We start from the raw sequence: 23008 nt of genomic DNA on the forward strand, positions 1-23008 counted from the left end.
GCTTTTCTGATGAAAGGGGCCGTTGTGCTTCTTGCGCGTTTAAAAAGGTCTGGTAGAATCCGCGGCCTAATTACGTGCGGTATTCAACAATAGTGTTGATTGGCGGCACGCTAGCCTGAGGAATACACCATGAAAGCCGATATCCATCCAAACTATGTTGCCATCGACGTTACCTGCAGCTGCGGTAACAAGTTCGAAACCCGTTCGACTTTCGGCAAAGCTCTGCCAATCGACGTGTGCAACGAGTGCCACCCGTTCTACACCGGTAAGCAGAAGACTCTGGATGTTGGCGGCCGTGTTGACCGCTTCAAGACCCGCTTCGGTGCTTTCGGCGCTAAAGCTGCTCCTAAAGCCGAGTAAGGCTGGTCCGCTTGGATGGCCTGTATGGCTTGTCCTCGCTGATGAAAAAGGCGTCCCTTGTGGGCGCCTTTTTTGTGTCTGCGATTTGGCTGGCGCCCGCCCAGGCCGAGGTGTTCTGCCCGGCGCCCGGCGATGTCGCGACCTTCGACGTGCAGCGGGTAGTGGATGGCGACACCGTGCGCCTCAAGGATGGCCGCAGCATACGCATGATCGGCGTCAATGCCCCGGAAACCGGCAAGCAGGGGCGCACTGACGAGCCCTTCGCCGTGGCTGCTCGCGAGCGCCTGCAAAGTCTGGTGGACGCGAGCGGTGGGCGCGTTGGCGTGGTGCCCGGACGGGAGAGCAAGGACCGTTACGGCCGCACCCTGGCCCATCTCTACGGTGCCAATGGAGCAAATCTGGAAGCGCAGTTGCTCGCCGAAGGCCTTGGCTTCCAGGTGGCGGTCGCGCCGAATGTGGAACGGGTGGCCTGCCAGCAAGCCGCCGAACGCAGCGCCCGGCAGGCCCGGCTGGGGGTGTGGCGCCGGTCACCGGTGGTCGATGCGGCGAAGATCCGGCGCTCGGGCTTTGCGGTGGTCAGCGGTCAGGTGAACAAAATCGAACGCAATCGCGGCGGAGTCTGGATTGAGTTGCAGGGCTCACTGGTACTGCGCATTGCACCCAATCTGGTGGGCCGATTCGACAGTGCACTGTTGAAGGGTTTGCAGGGCCAGTCCATCGAAGCCCGCGGCTGGGTGCTGGACCGCTCCCGACGCGGCGGCCTGGAAAAGGGCCAGGCACGCTGGCTGTTGCCACTGACCGATCCCGGCATGCTCGAGCAGGCGCCGTAAGAAAAAATTGTAGACATTTTTCAGGTCGATTGTGAACAGTTGAGCCCTTGTATCCCGTGGCTCTTGGCCAAAAGTCGTAGGGCAGGGCCCTTGACACCTGTGACTGCCCAGTCTTGTGGGGACTTTGCGACACGCGTATCCTCGGCGGTCCGTCGACCAACAGTAAAAGCGGAATGCCGATATGTCTGATTTGAAAACTGCCGCTCTCGAATATCATGCCCATCCTCGTCCAGGAAAGCTGAGTGTAGAGCTCACCAAAGCCACTGCCACCGCCCGCGACCTGTCGCTGGCCTACAGCCCTGGCGTTGCCGAGCCCGTACGTGAAATCGCCCGCGATCCTGAACTGGCCTACAAGTACACCGGCAAAGGCAACCTGGTTGCAGTGATCTCTGATGGCACCGCGATCCTCGGCCTGGGTAACCTCGGCCCATTGGCTTCCAAGCCAGTCATGGAAGGTAAAGGCGTGCTGTTCAAGCGCTTCGCCGGCATTGACGTATTCGATATCGAAGTCGATTCCGAGAGCCCGCAGGCTTTCATCGACACCGTAAAGCGCATCTCCATCACCTTCGGTGGCATCAACCTGGAAGACATCAAGGCACCTGAGTGCTTCGAGATCGAAAAGGCCCTGATCGAACAGTGCGACATCCCGGTATTCCACGATGACCAGCACGGCACCGCGATCGTTACCGCGGCCGGCATGATCAATGCCCTGGAAATCGCCGGCAAAACCCTTGGCGAAGCCAAGATCGTTTGCCTGGGCGCCGGCGCCGCGGCCATCTCCTGCATGAAGTTGCTGGTGAGCATGGGCGCCAAGCTGGAAAACATCTACATGGTCGACAGCAAGGGCGTTGTGCAGTCCGAGCGTACCGACCTGAACCAGTACAAGGCGATGTTCGCGCATCCGTCCTCCAAGCGTACCCTGGCTGACGCCCTGGACGGTGCAGACGTGTTCGTTGGCCTGTCCGGCCCGAACCTGCTGAGCGCCGAAGGCCTCAAGTCCATGGCGGCCAACCCGATCGTGTTCGCGTGCTCCAACCCGGATCCGGAAATCTCCCCGGAACTGGCCCACGCCACCCGTAGCGACGTGATCATGGCCACCGGCCGTTCGGACTACCCGAACCAGGTCAACAACGTACTGGGCTTCCCGTTCATCTTCCGTGGTGCCCTGGACGTTCGCGCCAAGCGCATCAACGAAGAGATGAAAGTCGCGGCCGCCAACGCCCTGCGCGAACTGGCCAAGCTGCCGGTTCCTCAGGAAGTGTGCGACGCCTACGGCGGCATCAAGCTGGAATTCGGTCGTGAGTACATCATCCCGAAACCAATGGACAAGCGCCTGATCACCCTGATCTCCGATGCCGTGGCCAAAGCCGCAATCGAGACGGGTGTGGCCACCCTGCCGTATCCGAAGAACTACCCGCTGCAAAGCGTGGATGATGTGTTCAACGGCTAAGCCGTTGTAGCGCACCACCAAAAAGCCCCGGCTCTTGCGAGTCGGGGCTTTTTTTGTGGCTGGCAATTGGCTCGAGCCTGGCGGTGATCCAACTGTGGGAGCGGGCTTGCTCGCGAAGACGGTGTGTCAGTCGGCCCATCTGAGCCTGATACTCCGCTTTCGCGAGCAAGCCCGCTCCCACATTGGAACTGCGTGTTAGAACAAGTCGATCGGCGCCGCCTCGTCCGCCGGCAGCGGGCTGCCCGGTGCAACACCATTGCCCAGCTCGTTGACCGACGGCGGCGTGTCCTCGCTCTTGAACAGCTCGAAGTACGCATTCGGCGTGCTCGGCGCTGCTGCACGGCCGCTGACCGGGTCGATCCGCAGGCTCAGGATGCCTTCCGGTTCCGGCTGGGTATGCAGCGGCATATCCTTCAGCGCGGCGGCCATGTAGCTCATCCAGATCGGCAGCGCGACGGTGCCGCCGAACTCCCGGCGACCGAGGCTTTCCGGCTGGTCGTAACCGGTCCATACGGTGGTCACGTAGTCGGCGTTGTAGCCTGAGAACCAGGCATCCTTGGAATCGTTGGTGGTACCGGTCTTGCCGGCGATATCGGCACGGCCCAGGGCCAGGGCGCGACGCCCCGTACCTTTCTTGATCACGTCTTCCAGGATGCTGTTGAGGATGTAGGTGGTACGGCCATCCACAACGCGTTCGGCTACCGCCGGCGCTTGTGGTGCGGCGGGGGCGCCGGCTGCGGGGGCTTCGCCTGGCGTTGGCTCGATGGTGATGCCGCCGTTGGCCGGTGCTGCCTGGCCGTCAGTGGCCGCGACGCCATTGACCACGTCGCCCGGTACCCGTGGCGGGTTGGCGGTGAACAGGGTTTCGCCGCTACGGCTTTCGATCTTGTCGATCAGGTACGGGGTGATCTTGTAGCCACCGTTGGCAAAGGTGCTCCAGCCGGTGGCGATTTCCATCGGCGTCAGCGTGGCGGTACCCAGTGCCAGGGACAGGTTGGGCGGCAGGTCCGACTTGTTGAAGCCGAAGCGGGTGATGTAGTCGATGGTCTTGCCTACGCCCATCGCCTGCAGCAGGCGGATCGACACCAGGTTACGCGACTTGTACAGCGCCTCGCGGACGCGGATCGGGCCGAGGAAGGTGTTGGTGTCGTTCTTCGGGCGCCAGACCTTGTCCAGGTACTCGTCGACGAACACGATCGGTGCATCGTTGACCAGGCTGGCGGCGGTGTAGCCGTTATCCAGTGCAGCGCTGTAGATGAACGGCTTGAAGCTGGAACCCGGCTGGCGCTTGGCCTGGGTGGCGCGGTTGTAGTTGCTCTGCTCGAAGGCAAAGCCGCCGACCAGGGCACGGATTGCACCGTTCTGCGGGTCAAGCGACACCAGCGCGCCCTGTGCCACGGGCACCTGGCTGAATTTCAGGCTGTCGTCCTTCTGGCGCTGCACGCGAACCAGGTCACCGACCTGGGCCACGTCCGACGGCTGCTTGGGCATCGGGCCCATGCTGTTGGTGTTCAGGAAAGGGCGGGCCCATTTCATGCTGTCCCACGACACATGCTCTTCGCCGGTGCGCGTCAGTACCTGCACGCCATCTTTCTTCACCTGGGTGACGATGGCGGGTTCAAGGCCGCTGATCGGGCGCTGTTTGCCCAGCTCGACGGTCCAGGCGCTCAGGGTCTTGCCCGGCAGGCGCGATTCAGGGCCGCGGTAGCCATGGCGCTGGTCATAGGCGACCAGGCCATCGTGTACCGACTTGTTGGCGATTTCCTGCAGGTTGCTCGGAATCGTCGTGGTCACGCGGAAACCTTCGGTGTACGCCTCGCTGCCATAGCGGCCGACCATCTCGGCACGGGCCATTTCGGCGATATACGGGGCATTCACTTCCGGGGTTGGCACGTGATAGCTGGCGTTCAGCGGCTCGGCCACCGCACTTTCGTACGCGGCCTGGTCGATCTTGCCCAGCTTGTACATGCGGCCCAGGATCCAGTCGCGGCGCTCTTTGCTGCGCGCCGGGTTGGCCAGCGGGTTAAAGCGTGAAGGCGCCTTGGGCAGGCCGGCAATCATCGCCATCTGCGCCAGGCTGGCGTCACGAATCGACTTGCCGTAGTAAACTTGTGAAGCCGCCTCAATGCCGTAGGCGCGGTTGCCCAGATAGATCTTGTTGACGTACAGCTCAAGGATCTCGTCCTTGGTCAGCTGACGTTCGATCTGCAACGCCAGGAGGATTTCCGTGGCTTTGCGGGAAAAGCTGCGTTCGCTGGTGAGGAAGAAGTTCTTCGCCACCTGCATGGTGATGGTGCTGCCACCGGATTGAATGTGTCCGCTTTTTACCAACTGCGTGGCCGCCCGCACCAGGCTGCTTGGGTCGACGCCATAGTGATTGGCGAAGTTATCGTCTTCAGCCGACAGCAGGGCGTTGATGAAATTGGGTGGAATGTCGGCGAAACGGATCGGTGTGCGGCGCATTTCGCCGAACTCCGCGATCAGTTTTTCATCGCTGCTGTAGACCCGCAAAGGAATCTGCAACTGGATACTTCTCAGGGCCTCTACGGAGGGCAAACCCGGACTAAGGTAGAGATAGGCCCCGCTGAGCACGAGCATCAGCCCGCAGACGATCGCGACAATGGAGTACCCGAAAAACTTCAGCAGACGAATCAAGGCTTTTGGATTTCCAAGGAAAAGAATGGGTTAGGCGTCGGGACATGCACGGCAAGTGGTGGATCGACCCGGCCAGCAGATAAACGCGGGAAAAAACGCTGGGCATTAAAGCATTTTTCGGCTTCGGGCGTCATTCGTGCCGCTCACACAAGCCGACCGAATGCAGGAAGCCTGGCAGCAATCAGTCCGTAAGACAGGGAAAGTTTTGGGGAGTTTTATGAGAAAGGGATTTTTCAGGCGAAAAGCCGATGCCGTCCTGGGTGTCGACATCAATGACACCGGCGTCAGGCTGGTGGAGCTGGAGGCTTCAGGCACTGGCTACAGCGTGCGCGGCTACGCCATGCAGCACTTGCCGGCCCATGCGGTGGTCGACAGCAGCGTGGTTGATTTCGATGCCGTCGCGCAGGCACTTTCCCGGGCGCTGGTACAGGCGCATACATCACTCAGGCATGCCGCCGTGGCCGTGGCAGGGCCCTCGGTGATTACCCGCGTGCTGGAGATGGACACGGGGCTGACGGATGCTGAAATGGTGCGTCGAATCCATGGGGAAGCAGACCAGTACATTCCTTATCCGCTGGAGGATGTGGCTATCGACTTCCAGGTGCAGGGCCCGTCGGCCCATGACCCGCAAAGCGTCGATGTGCTGCTGGTTGCCTGCCTCAAGGAACAGGTGGAGGCCCGTGAGGCGGTTTTGGCCCTTGCGGGGCTGGCGACGCGGATAGTGGATGTCGAAGCATTTGCATTGGCTCGCGCGGGCAGGCAGGCTTCGGACAGCATCACGCCAGGCCGTCGTGTCGATGGCGCGCAATGGGCCGTGGATGCCCAGGGAATGGGAGTGGCCTGCGGGCTGGCCCTGAGGAGTTTCGACTGATGACACGAATCAACCTGTTGCCGTGGCGCGCAGAACGGAATGAGCGGCGGCGCAAATATTTTCTGGTGTTTTTGGCAGGGGCTGCAGCGGTGGCGCTGGCTGCGGTTTGGCTGGCAGACCAGGTGATCGACCGTGCAATCGATCGGCAGTTGGCTCGCAATAACCAGTTGAGCCAGGGTGTCACCGGGCTCGACTCGCGGATCAAGGCCATCGACGAACTGCATGAGCAGCGCCAGCAGTTGATGGAACGGATGAAAGTTGTGCAGGGTTTGCAGGACGATCGTGCGGCGGGTGCTCAGTTGCTGGACCAGTTGGCCCGTGCCGTGCCGGACGGGGTGCAGTTGCGTGAAGTGAGCGTCGACGGCGGTTCTGTTTCCATCAGCGGCACGGCCGGATCGAACCGGGACATTGCTCAGTTCATGCGTGGCCTCGAAGCTGCCGAAGACTTGGAAGCGCCCCGGCTTCAACGGGTTCGCGGCGCGCAGGAGGGCGACGACAATGGCTTCCAGTTGACGGTTCGCCATGGTCACTCGGATGAGGTGCGCCAATGAGAGGGGCGTCAGGCCTGCCAGGGCTGACGGAATCCGATATAACCCAGCTCTGCCAGAACGCCGCCAACTGGCCCTTGCCGGGCAAGGCGTTGCTGGCTGGCGCGGTGGTTTGCCTGCTGTGGGCGGTGGGCAATACCTTCTACTTGAGTGGGGCGCGGGAGCAACTGCGCCAGCTTGAGTCGCAGGAAGTGGCGCTTGAACAGCAGGTCGCGCTGAAAACCATCCAGGCTGCCGGCCTGGAGTCCCTGGTCCGCGAACTCGAAACAATGCGAGGCCATTTCGCCAACCTGTTACGGCGGCTGCCTGCCGACACCCAGGTACCCGGCCTGCTTGAAGATATTGGCCGCCTGAGTGCCGCCAATGGCTTGGTGCTGGAGGCCATCGAACTTCGGGATGACCAGCCTCGTGCCCTGTACATCGAATCGCCCATGCAGATTGGCGTCACCGGGACTTTTCACGACCTGGCGGCGTTCATCAACGGAATGGCCAGCTTGCCGGGAATTGTCACGGTGCATGACTTGGCATTCAGTCCTGTCGATCCCTCGGAGTTGCATCTCAGTCTGGTAGCCAGGACCTATCGTCACAACCGCCAGGCGGGCGATGACCTGGAGGTTGATTTGCACCCGCCGGCACAGGCTGTCGCCGAGCCCGGGCCGCAGCAAGTGGCGTACGATTTTGCAGCCTTGCGCGACCCTTTCCAGCCGCCCTCTCGCCAACTGGTTCGACCCGCCGGGCGACCGGCTGCCGGACCTGATCTCGCCAGGCCTCGCGGAATCCTCGAAGGCTTCGCCGTGGAGCAGTTCGAAATGGTCGGGACCCTGTCCCTGGGGGCCCAAACCTTCGCCCTGCTGCGCGGAGCGTCGTCTGTCCATCGCCTGGCAATCGGCGATTACCTGGGCCCGGATCACGGGCGCATCACGGCGATTCATGACTCCCATGTCGAACTGGCCGAGCTTTTCCCGGATGGCCAGGGCGCGTGGCTGGAACGCTCGCAAACCCTTGCACTGAACGCTAACTCATAACGGAAACAAACAATGAAAAGGACTTTTTCGTCCTTCGGTGTGGCGCTATGGATAGCGTTCACGGCACCGATGGTCATGGCTGTGCCCAATCGAATCGACTTGATTCACCTGCCGCCACCTGGCAATGCGCCCCTGAGTACCGGACGCGTGGCATTCACCGGGGACAAGCTGTCCCTCAACTTCCAGAACATCGAGTTGCGCGCGGTGCTGCAGCAGATTGCTGACGTTGCCGGCCTCAATCTGGTGACCAGCGACGACGTGCAGGGTTCGATCACCCTGCGCCTCAAGGACGTGCCCTGGGACCAGGCCCTGGACCTGGTGCTGCAAACCAAGGGGCTGGACAAGCGTGTGACGGCCAATGTGCTGCTGGTCGCGCCGGCCGAGGAGTTGGCCGCCCGCGAGTTGCTGGCGATGGAGTCGCGCAAGCAAATGACTGACTTGGCACCGCTGCGCCGCGAGTTGCTGCAAGTCAATTACGCCAAGGCGTCGGACCTGGCCAAGCTCTTCCAGTCGGCCGTGGGCCTGGAAGGCGCCACCGATGAGCGCGGCTCGGTGGCGGTGGATGACCGCACCAACAACATCATCGCCTACCAGACCCGGGAGCGGCTGGAGGAGCTGCGCACGATTGTGGCGCAACTGGATATTCCGGTAAGGCAGGTGATGATCGAGGCGCGGATCGTCGAGGCCAATGTGGATTACGACAAAAGCCTTGGCGTGCGCTGGGGCGGGCAACTGAATCGGGGTAACTGGAGCGCTGGCGGGATCAGGAAACCGCTGGCCGAAGGCACCGAGCCGCCTGAAATCCCGCCCAGCTCGCCGTTTGTGGACCTGGGGGCGGTCAACGGCAGCGCCGGCCTGGGTGTCGCGTTTATCACCGACAACCTGCTGCTGGACCTGGAACTGACCGCCATGGAAAAAACCGGCAATGGTGAAATCGTTTCGCAGCCCAAGGTCGTCACCTCCGACAAGGAAACCGCGCGAATCCTCAAGGGCACCGAGATTCCCTATCAGGAGTCCAGCTCCACCGGCGCGACCTCGGTGTCGTTCAAGGAGGCCTCCTTGTCATTGGAAGTGACCCCGCAAATCACCCCGGACGGCTGGGTGATCATGGAGGTCAAGGTCACCAAGGACGAGCCCGACTACCTGAACAGGCTCAACGATGTGCCGCCGATCAAGAAAAACGAGGTCAATGCCAAGGTGCTGGTCAAGGACGGGGAGACCATCGTGATCGGCGGGGTTTTCTCCAATACTCAAAGCAAAGTGGTAGATAAAGTGCCATTTTTGGGCGATGTGCCGTATCTTGGCCGCCTTTTCCGGCGGGATGTGGTTTCGGAGAAAAAATCCGAGCTGCTGGTATTCCTGACTCCGCGTATTATGAATAACCAGGCGATTGCTGTGAGTCGTTGATTCTGTGCGAAATTTGATTCTTGTAGGACCGATGGGGGCTGGAAAAAGCACCATCGGCCGTTTGCTGGCCAAAGAGCTGCGCCTGCCATTCAAAGACTCCGATAAGGAAATTGAATTGCGCACGGGCGCCAATATCCCGTGGATCTTCGATAAGGAAGGCGAACTGGGCTTTCGCGACCGCGAGCAGGCGATGATTGCCGAACTGTGCGGCTGCGATGGCGTGGTATTGGCCACCGGCGGTGGCGCAGTGATGCGCGACGAGAACCGCCGGGCGCTGCACGCCGGCGGTCGCGTGGTTTATCTGCACGCGTCTGTCGAGCAGCAGGTGGGCCGCACCGCTCGCGACCGCAATCGCCCATTGCTGCGCACCGCCGACCCGGCAAAAACCCTGCGGGACCTGCTGACGCTGCGCGACCCGCTTTATCGGGAAATCGCCGATCTGGTGGTGGAAACCGATGAGCGGCCGCCACGAATGGTGGTTCTCGACATTCTCGAGCGCCTGGCACAGTTGCCACCCCGTTAAAGCCAGGGCCGAAATGCGCTATCCTCGGCGGCGCGTCATGACCGTCCGAGTTGTGGCGTAGAGCCATCAGGCAGCGTCAGATCCCGACGTTGCCGACAACGTTAATGTAGGGCAGGACGCCTGCTTTCATCTTCAACGCGGGGACACATGCAGACACTTAAGGTCGATCTTGGCGAGCGCAGCTACCCGATCCATATTGGCGAAGGTTTGTTGGACCAGCCCGAGTTGCTCGCACCGCATATTGCCGGGCGGCAAGTGGCGATCATCTCCAATGAAACGGTCGCGCCGCTGTATCTTGAGCGTCTGAGCCGCAGCCTGGCGGCGTACTCGGTGATCTCGGTGGTGCTGCCGGACGGCGAGGCCTTCAAGACCTGGGAAACCCTGCAACTGATCTTTGATGGCCTGCTGACAGCCCGTCATGACCGGCGCACCACTGTGGTGGCCCTGGGTGGCGGTGTGATCGGCGACATGGCCGGCTTTGCAGCCGCCTGCTATCAGCGCGGCGTGGACTTTATCCAGGTACCGACCACCTTGCTGTCCCAGGTCGATTCGTCGGTGGGCGGCAAGACCGGCATCAACCACCCGCTGGGCAAGAACATGGTCGGCGCGTTCTATCAGCCGAATGTGGTGCTGATCGACACTGCCACCCTCAATACCCTGCCACCCCGCGAGCTGTCGGCGGGCCTGGCGGAAGTCATCAAGTACGGGCTGATCTGCGACGAGCCGTTCCTGACCTGGCTGGAAGAACACGTCGACGCCCTGCGCGCCCTCGACCAGGTGGCACTCACCGAAGCGATTTCCCGCTCCTGCGCCGCCAAGGCGCTGGTGGTGAATGCCGACGAACGTGAGTCCGGCGTGCGCGCCACCTTGAACCTCGGCCACACCTTCGGCCATGCGATCGAGACCCACATGGGCTATGGTGTGTGGTTGCATGGAGAGGCCGTAGCGGCTGGCACAGTGATGGCATTGGAGATGTCGCAACGCCTGGGCTGGATCAGCGCCCAGGAGCGTGATCGCGGGATCCGCCTGTTCCAGCGCGCCGGGTTGCCGGTCATTCCTCCCGAGGAGATGACCGAGGCAGATTTTCTCGAACATATGGCAATAGACAAGAAAGTGATCGACGGTCGACTGCGACTGGTGCTGTTGCGCCGAATGGGCGAAGCGGTAGTGACCGACGATTATCCGAAAGAGATTTTACAGGCCACGCTGGGAGCGGATTACCGCGCCCTGGCCCAGCTTAAAGGTTAATAAGATCCCGATGACTAGTTTGCATGCCGACGAGGCGTTCCTCGGCCATTACCAGTTAAGCCACGACCCTTTTGCTCCTCGGGTGCCTGGTTTCAAGTTTTTCCCTGCGCAACGCAAGCCGGTGCTGGGACAACTGCACCACCTGGCGCGCTACAGCCAGTTGCTGCTGGTGGTCACCGGCCCATTGGGCAGCGGCAAGACCTTGCTGCGCCAGGCACTGGTGGCCAGCACCAACAAGCAATCGGTACAGAGCGTGGTGGTTTCCGCCCGTGGTGCCGGTGATGCGGCAGGCGTGTTGCGTCAAGTGGCCCAGGCCCTCGACGTGTCCACTGCCGAGCCGAATGCGATCCTCAAGCAAGTGGTGCAACTGGGCCTGACCGGCCAGGAAGTCTACCTGCTGGTGGATGACGCCGAGCAGCTCGACGAATCTGCCCTGGAAGCGTTGCTGGCCCTGGCGGCCGGTACGCCTGAAGGGCGCCCGCATGTGTTCCTGTTTGGCGAGTCTTCGCTGATCGCCGAACTTGAACAGATCAGCGGTGAGCAGGAGCTGTTCCACGTCATCGAACTGCAGCCTTACGAAGAAGAAGAAACCCGCGAATACCTGGCCCAGCGGCTGGAAGGCGCGGGGCAGGGCATCGAACTTTTCTCCGCTTCGCAGATCTCTGATATTCACGAAAGCTCCGACGGCTGGCCTGGCACCATCAACCAGGTTGCCCGGGATGCCATGATCGAAGCCATGATTGCCAGCCGCTCAGCGGTAAAGCGTCCAAAGATGGGGTTTACTATGCCGAAGAAGCACGTATTGGCAATTTCTGCCGTTGTCGTGGTTGCCGTCGCCGCCGCCTGGTTGATTCCAGGTCGCAACAAGGCACCGACCACCGCTGGCGCGCCAACCGAACAGGCGCAGTTGCCACTGGGCAAGCCAACGCCGAACGTTGAGTTTGCCAACTCCGGCCAACCCACCAACCTGCCGATGGTCGGCCAGCCAGTGATGCGCGGCCCGCTCGCCGAAGAAGCTGGCGGCATCTCCGAAGGCGACGATGGGGTGCCCGTGGAAGGCTCCAGCGCCACGCCGCCGACCGTGACCACCACCGCGCCACCTGCGGGCGTGCCAGCCGGTCAGCCAGCGGCCAAGCCGACGCCAGCGCCAGCCCAGGTCGCCACCGCCAAGCCTGCGCCTGTTGCCAAGCCGGTCGCCCCGGCGCCTGCGGCCAAACCGGCTCCAGCCGCCAAGCCTGCCGAAAAACCGGCCGTCGTGGCCAAGGCCGCGACTGGCGCTGCCGGCAGCAGCTGGTATGCCAGCCAGCCTACCGGTAACTTCGTGGTGCAGATCCTCGGCACCAGCTCCGAAGCCAACGCCCAGGCGTTCGTGAAAGAGCAGGGCGGCGAGTACCGTTATTTCAAGAAAGTGCTCAACGGCAAGCCTCTCTACGTGATCACTTACGGCAACTTCTCCAGCCGTACAGCAGCGGAATCCGCTATCAAGGCCTTGCCAGCGAAGGTTCAGGCTGGTAAACCTTGGCCTCGCACTGTCGCCAGCGTTCAACAAGAACTGGCAACAACTCGCTGAAGATCCGGCGGCCTTACCCAGGCCGCCCTCTCGGCACCTCAAAAAAAACAACACAGCGTGCAGCCCTGAAGGCCGCGCGCTTTGTGGTGTCTGCGTCACAGTGGCTTTTGAGTCGTAGCGGTCAAAATTAAAAAAGTTTTGACTAGCACAGCATATCGCTTTAAACCTTTCATAAATGCGACATAGATTTGCGACATTTCGTCGCTAAATTTGTGAGCGTCTGTGTCGGTGTGTACAATGACCTCCCTTTTGCCCCCGCTAAGCCGGCGTACGTTCGGCGTGGAAGGTAACCGGTTGAATTGAAAAGAAATTTGCCTCGAAATAAGAGGCAGCCTGGTGAGAAAGTGTCTATGAAAGCAGGTCTGTACCAACCCGATGAATTCAAGGATAACTGCGGTTTCGGCCTGATAGCCCACATGCAGGGCGAGCCCAGTCATACCCTTTTGCAAACGGCCATCGAGGCCCTGACCTGCATGACCCACCGCGGTGGGATCAACGCCGACGGCAAGACCGGTGACGGTTGCGGCTTGCTGATTCAAAAGCCCGACCAGTTCCTGCGCGCAGTCGCCAAGGAACATTTCGGCGCCGATTTGCCCAAGCAGTACGCTGTGGGCATGGTGTTCTTCAACCAGGACCCGGTAAAAGCCGAAGCTGCTCGCGAGAACATGAACCGCGAGATCCTGGCCGCTGGCCTGCAGCTCGTCGGCTGGCGCAAAGTGCCGATCGACACCAGCGTACTGGGCCGCCTGGCCCTGGAGCGCCTGCCGCAGATCGAACAAGTGTTCATCGCAGGCGACGGCCTGAGCGACCAGGACATGGCGATCAAGCTGTTCACCTCTCGTCGTCGCTCGTCCGTGGCCAATGCCGCCGACACCGACCACTACATCTGCAGCTTTTCCCACAAGACCATCATTTATAAAGGCCTGATGATGCCGGCGGACTTGACCGCCTTCTATCCAGACCTGAGCGATGAGCGCCTGCAAACCGCAATCTGCGTGTTCCACCAGCGCTTCTCCACCAATACCCTGCCGAAATGGCCGCTGGCCCAGCCATTCCGCTTCCTCGCCCACAACGGCGAGATCAACACCATCACCGGCAACCGCAACTGGGCCGTGGCCCGTCGCACCAAGTTCGCCAACGACCTGATGGACCTGGAAGAGCTCGGCCCGCTGGTCAACCGCGTGGGTTCCGACTCCTCCAGCATGGACAACATGCTCGAACTGATGGTCACCGGCGGCATCGACCTGTTCCGTGGCGTGCGCATGATCATTCCGCCAGCGTGGCAGAACGTCGAGACCATGGACCCCGACCTGCGGGCGTTCTATGAGTACAACTCGATGCACATGGAACCGTGGGACGGCCCGGCCGGCGTGGTAATGACCGACGGTCGCTACGCCGTGTGCCTGCTCGACCGTAACGGCCTGCGCCCGGCGCGCTGGGTGACCACCACCAACGGCTTCATCACCCTGGCCTCGGAAATCGGCGTGTGGAACTACAAGCCGGAAGACGTGATCGCCAAGGGCCGTGTTGGCCCGGGCCAGATCCTCGCCGTGGACACCGAGACCGGTCAGATTCTCGACACCGATGCCATCGACAACCGCTTGAAGTCCCGTCATCCGTACAAGCAATGGCTGCGCAAGAATGCCCTGCGCATCCAGGCAACCATGGAAGACAACGACCACGGTTCTGCCTTCTACGACGTCGACCAGCTCAAGCAGTACATGAAGATGTACCAGGTCACCTTCGAAGAACGTGACCAGGTGCTGCGCCCACTGGGCGAGCAGGGCTACGAAGCCGTCGGCTCCATGGGCGATGACACGCCAATGGCCGTGCTGTCCCAGCGCGTGCGCACGCCGTACGACTATTTCCGCCAGCAGTTCGCCCAGGTGACCAACCCGCCGATCGACCCGCTGCGCGAAGCCATCGTGATGTCCCTGGAAGTGTGCCTCGGTGCCGAGCGCAACATCTTCCAGGAATCGCCTGAGCACGCTTCCCGCGTGATCCTCAGCTCGCCGGTGATTTCTCCGGCCAAGTGGCGCTCGTTGATGACCCTGGACCGCCCGGGCTTCGACCGGCAGATCATCGACCTGAACTACGACGAGAGCCTCGGCCTTGAAGCCGCGGTGCGCAATGTCGCCGATCAGGCTGAAGAAGCCGTGCGTGCCGGCCGTACCCAGATCGTGCTGACCGACCGCCATATCGCCCCGGGCAAGCTGCCGATCCACGCTTCCCTGGCCACCGGCGCGGTACACCACCGCCTGACCGAAAAGGGCCTGCGTTGCGATTCCAACATCCTGGTTGAAACCGCCACCGCCCGCGACCCGCATCACTTTGCGGTGTTGATCGGCTTCGGCGCCTCGGCGGTGTATCCGTTCCTGGCTTACGAAGTACTCGGCGACCTGATCCGTACCGGCGAAGTCCTGGGCGACCTCTACGAGGTGTTCAAGAACTACCGTAAGGGCATCACCAAGGGCCTGCTGAAGATCCTGTCGAAGATGGGCATCTCCACCGTCACGTCCTACCGCGGCGCGCAATTGTTCGAAGCCATCGGCCTGTCGGAAGAAGTTTGCGAGATGAGCTTCCGTGGCGTGCCGAGCCGCATCAAGGGTGCGCGTTTCGTCGACATCGAAGCCGAGCAGAAAGCCCTGGCCGCCGAAGCCTGGAGCGCGCGCAAGCCGATCCAGCAAGGCGGCCTGCTGAAGTTCGTGCACGGTGGCGAATACCACGCCTATAACCCGGACGTGGTCAACACCCTGCAAGCCGCCGTGCAGCAAGGCGACTACGCCAAGTTCAAGGAATACACCGCGCTGGTGGATAACCGCCCGGTGTCGATGATCCGCGATTTGTTCAAGGTGAAAACCCTGGACACGCCGCTGGCCATCAGCGAGATCGAGCCACTGGAATCGATCCTCAAGCGTTTCGACTCCGCCGGTATTTCCCTGGGCGCCTTGTCGCCTGAGGCTCACGAAGCCCTGGCCGAAGCCATGAACCGCCTGGGCGCGCGTTCCAACTCCGGCGAAGGCGGTGAAGACCCGGCGCGCTACGGCACCATCAAGAGCTCGAAAATCAAGCAGGTCGCCACTGGCCGTTTTGGTGTAACCCCGGAATACCTGGTCAACGCCGAAGTGCTGCAGATCAAGGTTGCCCAGGGCGCCAAGCCGGGCGAAGGCGGGCAACTGCCAGGCGGCAAGGTCAATGGCCTGATCGCCAAGCTGCGTTATGCAGTGCCGGGCGTGACATTGATTTCGCCGCCGCCGCACCACGACATCTACTCGATCGAGGATTTGTCGCAGCTGATTTTCGACCTGAAACAAGTCAACCCGCAGGCCCTGGTCTCGGTGAAACTGGTAGCGGAAGCCGGCGTGGGCACCATCGCCGCCGGTGTGGCCAAGGCCTATGCCGACCTGATCACCATCTCCGGCTACGACGGCGGCACCGGCGCTTCGCCGCTGACCTCCATCAAGTACGCCGGCGCACCGTGGGAACTGGGCCTGGCTGAAACCCACCAGACCCTGCGCGGCAACGACCTGCGCGGCAAGGTCCGGGTGCAGACCGACGGTGGCCTGAAAACCGGCCTCGACGTGATCAAGGCCGCAATCCTCGGCGCCGAAAGCTTCGGCTTCGGCACCGCGCCAATGATCGCCCTGGGCTGCAAATACCTGCGCATCTGCCACCTGAACAACTGCGCCACCGGCGTGGCCACTCAGAACGAGAAGCTGCGCAAGGACCACTACATCGGTACCGTCGACATGGTGGTGAATTTCTTCACCTACGTCGCCGAGGAAACCCGTGAGTGGCTGGCCAAGCTGGGCGTGCGTTCCCTGGAAGAGCTGATCGGCCGTACCGACCTGCTGGACATCCTCGAGGGCCAGACCGCCAAGCAACAGCACCTGGACCTGACGCCGCTGTTGGGCAGCGATCATATCCCGGCCGACAAGCCACAGTTCTGCCAGGTTGACCGCAACCCGCCGTTCGACAAGGGCCTGCTGGCCGAGAAGATGGTCGAGATGGCCACTTCGTCGATCAACGACGCGAGCGGCGGCGAATTCGCCCTGGATATCTGCAACTGCGACCGTTCCATCGGCGCACGCATCTCCGGCGAAATCGCGCGCAAGCACGGCAACCAGGGCATGGCCAAGGCGCCGATCACCTTCCGCTTCAAGGGCACCGCTGGCCAGAGCTTCGGCGTATGGAACGCCGGTGGCTTGAACATGTACCTCGAAGGCGACGCCAACGACTACGTGGGCAAGGGCATGACCGGCGGCAAGCTGGTGATCGTCCCGCCAGTGGGCAGCGTCTACAAGACTCAAGACAGTGCCATCATCGGCAACACCTGCCTGTACGGCGCAACCGGCGGCAAGCTGTTTGCCGCGGGCACGGCCGGTGAGCGTTTCGCAGTGCGTAACTCCGGTGCCCACACCGTGGTTGAAGGCACGGGCGATCACTGCTGCGAGTACATGACCGGGGGGTTTGTCGCGGTGCTGGGCAAGACCGGCTACAACTTCGGTTCGGGCATGACCGGCGGTTTCGCCTACGTGCTCGACCAGGACAACACCTTCGTCGACAAGGTGAACCACGAGTTGGTGGAGATCCAGCGGATCAGCGGCGAAGCGATGGAATCCTATCGCAACCACTTGCAGCATGTGCTGGACGAATATGTCGAGGAAACCAACAGCGAATGGGGTCGCAACCTCGCTGAAAACCTCGATGACTACCTGCGCCGTTTCTGGCTGGTCAAGCCCAAGGCTGCCAACCTGAAATCGTTGCTTTCCAGCATCCGTGCCAACCCGCAGTGATATGCGCCTGAAGAGTTTGATGAGGTTTTAACATGGCTGAACGTCTGAATAACGACTTCCAGTTCATCGATGTCGGGCGCAAAGATCCGAAGAAGAAACTGTTGCGTCAACGCAAGAAAGAGTTCGTGGAAATCTACGAGCCCTTCAAACCCCAGCACTCGGCCGACCAGGCCCACCGCTGCCTGGGTTGCGGTAACCCGTATTGCGAATGGAAGTGCCCGGTGCACAACTTCATTCCGAACTGGCTGAAGCTGGTGGCCGAGGGCAACATCCTCGCCGCCGCCGAGCTGTCGCACCAGACCAACACCCTGCCGGAAGTGTGCGGCCGGGTGTGCCCGCAGGACCGTCTGTGCGAGGGTGCGTGCACCCTCAACGACGGCTTCGGCGCGGTGACCATCGGTTCGGTGGAGAAGTACATCACCGACACCGCGTTCGCCATGGGCTGGCGCCCGGACATGTCCAAGGTCAAGCCGACCGGCAAGCGCGTCGCGATCATCGGCGCGGGCCCGGCGGGCCTGGGCTGTGCCGACGTGCTGGTGCGTGGCGGCGTGACCCCGGTGGTGTTCGACAAGAACCCGGAAATCGGCGGCCTGCTGACCTTCGGCATTCCTGAGTTCAAGCTGGAAAAAACCGTACTGAGCCATCGTCGCGAAGTCTTCACCGGCATGGGTATCGAGTTCCGCCTCAATACCGAAATCGGCAAAGACGTGACCATGGAACAACTGCTTGAAGAATACGATGCCGTGTTCATGGGCATGGGCACCTACACCTACATGAAGGGCGGCTTTGCCGGTGAAGACCTGCCGGGCGTGTACGACGCTCTGGACTTCCTGATCGCCAACGTCAACCGCAACCTGGGCTTTGAAAAGTCGCCGGAAGATTTCGTCGACATGAAAGGCAAGAAGGTCGTGGTGCTGGGCGGTGGTGATACCGCGATGGACTGCAACCGCACTTCGATTCGCCAGGGCGCCAAGTCGGTGACCTGTGCCTACCGTCGTGACGAAGCCAACATGCCGGGTTCGCGCAAAGAGGTGAAGAACGCCAAGGAAGAAGGCGTGAAATTCCTCTACAACCGCCAGCCGATCGCTATCGTCGGTGAAGACCGTGTCGAAGGCGTGAAAGTGGTCGAGACCCGTCTCGGCGAACCGGATGCCCGTGGCCGTCGCAGCCCCGAGCCGATCCCGGGTTCCGAAGAGATCATCCCGGCAGACGCCGTGGTCATCGCCTTCGGTTTCCGCCCAAGCCCGGCGCCTTGGTTCGAGCAGTTCGAAATCCAGACCGACAGCCAGGGCCGCGTTGTAGCCCCGGAACAAGGCCAGTACAAACACCAGACCAGCAACCCGAAAATCTTCGCCGGTGGCGACATGGTGCGCGGGTCTGACCTGGTAGTGACGGCCATCTTCGAAGGCCGCAACGCCGCCGAAGGGATCCTGGATTACCTGCAGGTCTGACCCCGATCCCGGATTGAAATGGGATCAAAATGTGGGAGCGGGCTTGCTCGCGAATGCGGTATATCAGTCACCAGATGTGTTAGCTGACCCACCGCTTTCGCGAGCAAGCCCGCTCCCACATTTGTTTTGTGGCGCTTTCATATCCGCGACAAATTGACCCGATAGACAAAAGGCACGGCTCTTGCCGTGCCTTTTGCGTCGCGCTCTGAGAAAATGCCCGCACTTTTTTTGCGGATGCCGACATGACTGCCCTCAAGAACGACCGTTTCCTTCGTGCCCTGCTCAAGCAACCCGTGGACGTCACCCCTGTGTGGATGATGCGTCAGGCCGGTCGCTACCTGCCGGAATACCGCGCCAGTCGCGCCCACGCCGGCGACTTCATGAGCCTGTGCATGAACCCGGAGTTCGCCTGCGAAGTCACCATGCAACCGCTGGACCGCTATCCACAGCTGGATGCGGCCATCCTGTTCTCCGATATCCTGACCATCCCTGACGCCATGGGCCAGGGCCTGTACTTCGAAACCGGCGAAGGCCCGCGTTTCAAGAAAGTCGTCAGCACCCTGGCCGATATCGAAGCCCTGCCGATCCCCGATCCCCACAAGGATCTGGGCTACGTCATGGACGCCGTCAGCACCATCCGCCGCGAGCTGAACGGCCGCGTGCCGCTGATCGGCTTCTCCGGCAGCCCGTGGACCCTGGCCACCTACATGGTCGAAGGCGGCTCGTCGAAAGACTTCCGCAAGACCAAGGCCATGCTCTACGACAACCCGCAAGCCATGCACCTGCTGCTGGACAAGCTGGCGCAGTCGGTCACCTCCTACCTCAACGGCCAGATCATGGCCGGCGCCCAGGCGGTGCAGATTTTCGACACCTGGGGTGGCAACCTGTCGGCGGCGGCGTACCAGGAGTTCTCCCTGGCCTACATGCGCAAGATCGTCAGCGGCCTGATCCGCGAACACGAAGGCCGCAAGGTGCCGGTGATCATGTTCACCAAGGGCGGCGGCCTGTGGCTGGAAAGCATCGCCGACGCCGGTGCCGACGCGCTGGGCCTGGACTGGACCTGCGACCTCGGCGAAGCCCGTCGCCGCGTGGGCAACAAGGTTGCGCTGCAAGGCAACATGGACCCGACCGTGCTGTACGCCAAGCCAGAAGCCATCCGCACTGAAGTGGGCCGCATCCTCGCCAGCTACGGCAAAGGCAGTGGTCACGTGTTCAACCTTGGCCACGGCATTACTCCGGAAGTTGATCCGGAGCACGCAGGTGCGTTCCTGCGGGCGGTGCACGAGTTGTCGGCGCAGTATCACGAGTGATCGCGCGGCAATGAAAAAGCCCGGCAGATGCCGGGCTTTTTTGTAAGCGCTGGTTAAGCCTTGGCTTCCTGCAACGGCGGCAGCTTCGCCAGCTTCAACGCCACCAGCAACGCGACGATCAACAGCGCGACGATAAACCCGCCAATCCCGTTCCACCCGGCGTAGTGCCAGAAGAAACCGCCCGCCGTCCCCGCAATACTCGACCCCACGTAGTAACTGAATAGGTACAGCGACGACGCCTGGCCCTTGGCTTTCAGCGCGCGGCGGCCGATCCAGCTGCTGGCCACCGAGTGGGCGCCGAAGAAGCCGAAGGTGAAGATCAGCATGCCGGGCACTACCAGCCACAGCGGGGTAAACAGCGTCAGGGCGATGCCGCCGAGCATCAGCACGATGGTGCCCCACAGCACGCGGCGACGGCCCAGGCGGTCGGCCAGGGAGCCGATTTTCGCCGAGCTGTAGATACCCGAGAGGTAGACCAGCGACAGCAGGCCTACCACGGCCTGGCTCAAATCGTACGGGTCCGCCAGCAAGCGGTAGCCGATGTAGTTGAACATCGTCACAAAGGCGCCCATCAGCACGAAGGCTTCGAGGAACAGCCACGGCAGGCCGGCGTCCTTGAAGTGCAGGGTGAAGCCGTCCACCAGGCTGCGCGGGTGCAGGGTGCTGGCGCGGAAGTTGCGCGATTCGGGGAGGATCTTCCAGAACACCGTGGCCGCGATCAGCGCCAGGGCGCCGATGATCAGCATCGCCGTGTGCCAGCTGACGAAGTCGATCAGCACACCGATGATCAAGCGGCCGCTCATGCCGCCAATGGCGTTACCGCCGATGTACAAACCCATGGCCAGGCCGATGTGTTGCGGGTGGATCTCTTCACTCAGGTAGGTCATGGCCACCGCTGCCAGGCCGCTGAGGGACAGCCCCACCAGTGCGCGCATCAGCAGGATGCCTTCCCAGCTTGGCATCAGGCCGCTGGCGATGGTGCACAGTGCGGCGCAGAACAGCGCGGCAACCATCACCGGCTTGCGCCCCAGGGTGTCGGAAATCGGCCCGGTGATCAGCAGGCCAATGGCGAGCATGCCGGTGGCCACCGAGAGAATCAGGCTGCTTTGCGCGGCATTGATGGAAAATTCGTGGGACAGCGCCGGCATCATCGGCTGTACGCAGTAGAGCAGGGCGAAAGTGGCGAAACCGCCAGAGAACAGCGCCAGCACCGTGCGCATGAACATCGGGGTGCCTTTTTCGATGTACTGCTCGTTGAGCTGTGCCACCACTTCATCGAGGGCGGTGGGCGGTACTTCTTGAGCAAGCGGAGCGACAGCAGATTTCACGCGGGACCTCGGGGAGGAAAGGCTGCCAGGGCTGGCAATGCAAAAAAGAATATAGCTCCCTATTGATTCTTTCCAATATATTGTTCGACCTGTTTAAGAGCTTTTACGACCTAATGAGGTTTTCATGGAACTGCGCCACCTGCGTTACTTCATCGCCGTGGCTGAAGAGCTGCATTTTGGCCGCGCCGCGCAGGTGCTGGGGATCTCCCAGCCGCCCCTGAGCCAGCAGATCCAGGCGCTGGAGCAGGAGATAGGTGCGCGGTTGTTTGAGCGTACCAATCGTCGGGTCGAGCTGAGCGAGGCCGGCAGGTTGTTCCTGCAAGAGGCGCGGTTGGTGCTGGCGCAGGTGGATAAAGCGGCGGACGTGGCGCGTCGGGCGCAGTTGGGGGAGCTGGGGGAGTTGAAGATTGGCTTCACCTCTTCTGCGCCGTTCAACTCCAGCATCCCACAGGCGATCTTCGCGTTTCGCCAGGCATTCCCGGCGGTGCATTTGAATCTGCAGGAGATGAGCAGCACGGAAGTGGCCGAGTCGCTGGTGGATGAGTCGATTCAGGTGGGGTTGATGCGACCGTTGCCGTTGCCCGATTCCCTGAGCGTCGTGGAACTGATGCGCGAGCCCTTGGTGGCCGTGCTGAACGCCGGGCATCCGCTGGTGGAGGGGAGCGAGCGGGGTTTGCACCTAGCGCAATTGGCCGAAGAACCGTTTGTGTTTTTCCCGCGGACTTATGGCAGTGGCTTGTATGCCCAATTGATGAGCCTGGCGCGTGATGCCGGCTTCAGCCCGCATTTCGCGCAGGAGGCCGGGGAAGCGATGACCATCATTGGCCTGGTGGCGGCGGGGTTGGGTGTCTCGGTGTTGCCGGCGTCGTATCAGCGGATCCGCATTGATGGCGTGGTGTATCGCACGTTGCTGGATCAGGAGGCGGTGACGGCGGTGTGGCTGGTGCAGCGCAAGGGCCAGCAGACGCCGATGGCCAAGGCGTTTGTCGAGCTGCTGACCCGTAAGGCATTGGTATGACCGACGTATAACCTGTGGCGAGGGAGCTTTCTCCCGCTGGGCTGCGCAGCAGCCCCAAAACCCGACGACTGAGTTTTACCAGACAACCTTCAATCGCAGGTTTCAGGGGCGCTTCGCGCCCCAACGGGAGCAAGCTCCCTCGCCACAGGGAAGCGGGTGTTTCAGTTCTGCTTCGACGTCCCGGTCTGCTGGAGCAACTGCGCCGTGTCACTCACACCATTGGTGCGCAACGCCGCCAGGATGTCACGGTCCAGCATGCTCACCCAGCGGTTGTAGTTGCGGTGAATCTTGCCGTCCTTGTAGCCCAGGTCGCGGCTGTCGCGGTAGGTGATGGCGTAGCTGGTGGCGGTGTAGCGAATGTCGATTTCAGCGTGGAACTGGTTGCGCACGTTGATCTCGGCCTGCACCAGTTGCGGGCTCAGGCGCTGCACCACCCATTGGCGTTTGTTCAAGGCCGCGATAATGGTCTGCTTCATTTTTTCTTCGTTGACCTGCGGGCTCGCCGGCAAGTCGTGCTGGGTGTTGAGCACCGGTTTGTTGGTGCAGCCAGCGGTGGTGAGCAGGGCCAAAGCGACCAGTGTTGCGCGTAGCAGGGAAGACATTCCATTTCTCCAGTCA

General features: G+C 61.7%; 17 protein-coding genes. 14 read left to right on the forward strand and 3 right to left on the reverse strand.

All coding sequences use genetic code 11. From position 1 onward, the window contains the following. The first annotated feature begins 129 nt into the window (after positions 1-129). The 3 genes from rpmE to HX818_RS21940 all read left to right on the forward strand — a co-directional run bounded on the left by rpmE (position 130) and on the right by HX818_RS21940 (position 2640). Entirely contained in the window at positions 130-360 is a 231-nt protein-coding gene (rpmE, locus tag HX818_RS21930) for a 50S ribosomal protein L31 (protein ID WP_003209330.1), read from the forward strand. A 41-nt stretch (positions 361-401) separates the two neighbouring features. Beyond that, positions 402-1190, forward strand: a complete 789-nt coding sequence (locus tag HX818_RS21935) for a thermonuclease family protein (RefSeq protein ID WP_177020800.1) — start codon at positions 402-404, stop codon at positions 1188-1190. A 181-nt stretch (positions 1191-1371) separates the two neighbouring features. Next, positions 1372-2640, forward strand: coding sequence for a malic enzyme-like NAD(P)-binding protein (locus tag HX818_RS21940; protein ID WP_003209334.1), 1269 nt, complete (start codon positions 1372-1374; stop codon positions 2638-2640). A 195-nt stretch (positions 2641-2835) separates the two neighbouring features. Here HX818_RS21940 and HX818_RS21945 read toward each other — a convergent pair whose 3' ends face one another. Next, positions 2836-5292 (reverse strand): penicillin-binding protein 1A, encoded by a 2457-nt coding sequence (locus HX818_RS21945; RefSeq protein WP_371315738.1) that lies wholly within the window; start codon positions 5290-5292, stop codon positions 2836-2838. A gap of 220 nt (positions 5293-5512) precedes the next feature. Between HX818_RS21945 and pilM the strand changes: the two genes are divergently transcribed. From pilM to hemE, 10 genes are all read left to right on the forward strand, one after another. After that, positions 5513-6166, forward strand: a complete 654-nt coding sequence (gene pilM, locus HX818_RS21950; protein ID WP_177020732.1) for a type IV pilus biogenesis protein PilM — start codon at positions 5513-5515, stop codon at positions 6164-6166. Further along, positions 6166-6717, forward strand: a complete 552-nt coding sequence (locus HX818_RS21955; protein WP_087692529.1) for a PilN domain-containing protein — start codon at positions 6166-6168, stop codon at positions 6715-6717. Before pilM ends, HX818_RS21955 begins: the two co-directional genes overlap by 1 nt. Continuing rightward, positions 6714-7739, forward strand: a complete 1026-nt coding sequence (locus HX818_RS21960) for a pilus assembly protein PilP (protein WP_177020733.1) — start codon at positions 6714-6716, stop codon at positions 7737-7739. The genes HX818_RS21955 and HX818_RS21960 overlap by 4 nt, the downstream gene beginning before the upstream one ends. A 69-nt stretch (positions 7740-7808) precedes the next feature. Next, positions 7809-9146 (forward strand): type IV pilus secretin PilQ, encoded by a 1338-nt coding sequence (locus HX818_RS21965; protein WP_177020801.1) that lies wholly within the window; start codon positions 7809-7811, stop codon positions 9144-9146. A 4-nt stretch (positions 9147-9150) separates the two neighbouring features. Beyond that, entirely contained in the window at positions 9151-9669 is a 519-nt protein-coding gene (gene aroK / locus HX818_RS21970) for a shikimate kinase AroK (RefSeq protein ID WP_003209345.1), read from the forward strand. 147 nt (positions 9670-9816) lie between these two features. Then, positions 9817-10917 (forward strand): 3-dehydroquinate synthase, encoded by a 1101-nt coding sequence (aroB, locus tag HX818_RS21975; protein WP_003209346.1) that lies wholly within the window; start codon positions 9817-9819, stop codon positions 10915-10917. Positions 10918-10927: 10 nt separating this feature from the next. Next, positions 10928-12487, forward strand: coding sequence for an SPOR domain-containing protein (locus HX818_RS21980; protein WP_003209350.1), 1560 nt, complete (start codon positions 10928-10930; stop codon positions 12485-12487). 350 nt (positions 12488-12837) lie between these two features. Next, positions 12838-17283, forward strand: coding sequence for a glutamate synthase large subunit (gene gltB, locus HX818_RS21985; protein WP_003209351.1), 4446 nt, complete (start codon positions 12838-12840; stop codon positions 17281-17283). Between the two features lie 32 nt (positions 17284-17315). Next, complete coding sequence (locus HX818_RS21990; RefSeq protein WP_003209353.1) at positions 17316-18734, forward strand: FAD-dependent oxidoreductase; 1419 nt, start codon at positions 17316-17318, stop codon at positions 18732-18734. A 242-nt stretch (positions 18735-18976) separates the two neighbouring features. Next, positions 18977-20044: a uroporphyrinogen decarboxylase gene (gene hemE / locus HX818_RS21995; RefSeq protein WP_087692524.1), complete on the forward strand. Its 1068-nt coding sequence runs from the start codon at positions 18977-18979 to the stop codon at positions 20042-20044. A 53-nt stretch (positions 20045-20097) separates the two neighbouring features. Here hemE and HX818_RS22000 read toward each other — a convergent pair whose 3' ends face one another. Further along, entirely contained in the window at positions 20098-21315 is a 1218-nt protein-coding gene (locus HX818_RS22000; RefSeq protein WP_371315740.1) for an MFS transporter, read from the reverse strand. Between the two features lie 181 nt (positions 21316-21496). Here HX818_RS22000 and HX818_RS22005 point away from each other — a divergent pair, with 181 nt between their 5' ends. Then, on the forward strand, positions 21497-22390 hold the full coding sequence (locus HX818_RS22005; RefSeq protein ID WP_003209358.1) for a LysR family transcriptional regulator: 894 nt from the start codon (positions 21497-21499) through the stop codon (positions 22388-22390). 161 nt (positions 22391-22551) lie between these two features. On the opposite strand, the gene HX818_RS22010 is transcribed toward HX818_RS22005, so the two are convergent. Then, positions 22552-22992: a hypothetical protein gene (locus tag HX818_RS22010; RefSeq protein WP_177020735.1), complete on the reverse strand. Its 441-nt coding sequence runs from the start codon at positions 22990-22992 to the stop codon at positions 22552-22554. Between the last annotated feature and the right edge of the window lie 16 nt (positions 22993-23008).

It is taken from the genome of Pseudomonas sp. F9001 (assembly GCF_013385435.1).
GTDB lineage: Bacteria > Pseudomonadota > Gammaproteobacteria > Pseudomonadales > Pseudomonadaceae > Aquipseudomonas.

Coding starts and splice junctions, on each gene's coding strand:
- rpmE (WP_003209330.1), top strand. CDS start 130: ATGAAAGCCGATATCCATCCAAACTATGTTGCCATCGACGTTACCTGC.
- HX818_RS21935 (WP_177020800.1), top strand. CDS start 402: ATGAAAAAGGCGTCCCTTGTGGGCGCCTTTTTTGTGTCTGCGATTTGG.
- HX818_RS21940 (WP_003209334.1), top strand. CDS start 1,372: ATGTCTGATTTGAAAACTGCCGCTCTCGAATATCATGCCCATCCTCGT.
- pilM (WP_177020732.1), top strand. CDS start 5,513: ATGAGAAAGGGATTTTTCAGGCGAAAAGCCGATGCCGTCCTGGGTGTC.
- HX818_RS21955 (WP_087692529.1), top strand. CDS start 6,166: ATGACACGAATCAACCTGTTGCCGTGGCGCGCAGAACGGAATGAGCGG.
- HX818_RS21960 (WP_177020733.1), top strand. CDS start 6,714: ATGAGAGGGGCGTCAGGCCTGCCAGGGCTGACGGAATCCGATATAACC.
- HX818_RS21965 (WP_177020801.1), top strand. CDS start 7,809: ATGGTCATGGCTGTGCCCAATCGAATCGACTTGATTCACCTGCCGCCA.
- aroB (WP_003209346.1), top strand. CDS start 9,817: ATGCAGACACTTAAGGTCGATCTTGGCGAGCGCAGCTACCCGATCCAT.
- HX818_RS21980 (WP_003209350.1), top strand. CDS start 10,928: ATGACTAGTTTGCATGCCGACGAGGCGTTCCTCGGCCATTACCAGTTA.
- gltB (WP_003209351.1), top strand. CDS start 12,838: ATGAAAGCAGGTCTGTACCAACCCGATGAATTCAAGGATAACTGCGGT.
- HX818_RS21990 (WP_003209353.1), top strand. CDS start 17,316: ATGGCTGAACGTCTGAATAACGACTTCCAGTTCATCGATGTCGGGCGC.
- hemE (WP_087692524.1), top strand. CDS start 18,977: ATGACTGCCCTCAAGAACGACCGTTTCCTTCGTGCCCTGCTCAAGCAA.
- HX818_RS22005 (WP_003209358.1), top strand. CDS start 21,497: ATGGAACTGCGCCACCTGCGTTACTTCATCGCCGTGGCTGAAGAGCTG.
- HX818_RS22010 (WP_177020735.1), bottom strand. CDS start 22,992: ATGTCTTCCCTGCTACGCGCAACACTGGTCGCTTTGGCCCTGCTCACC.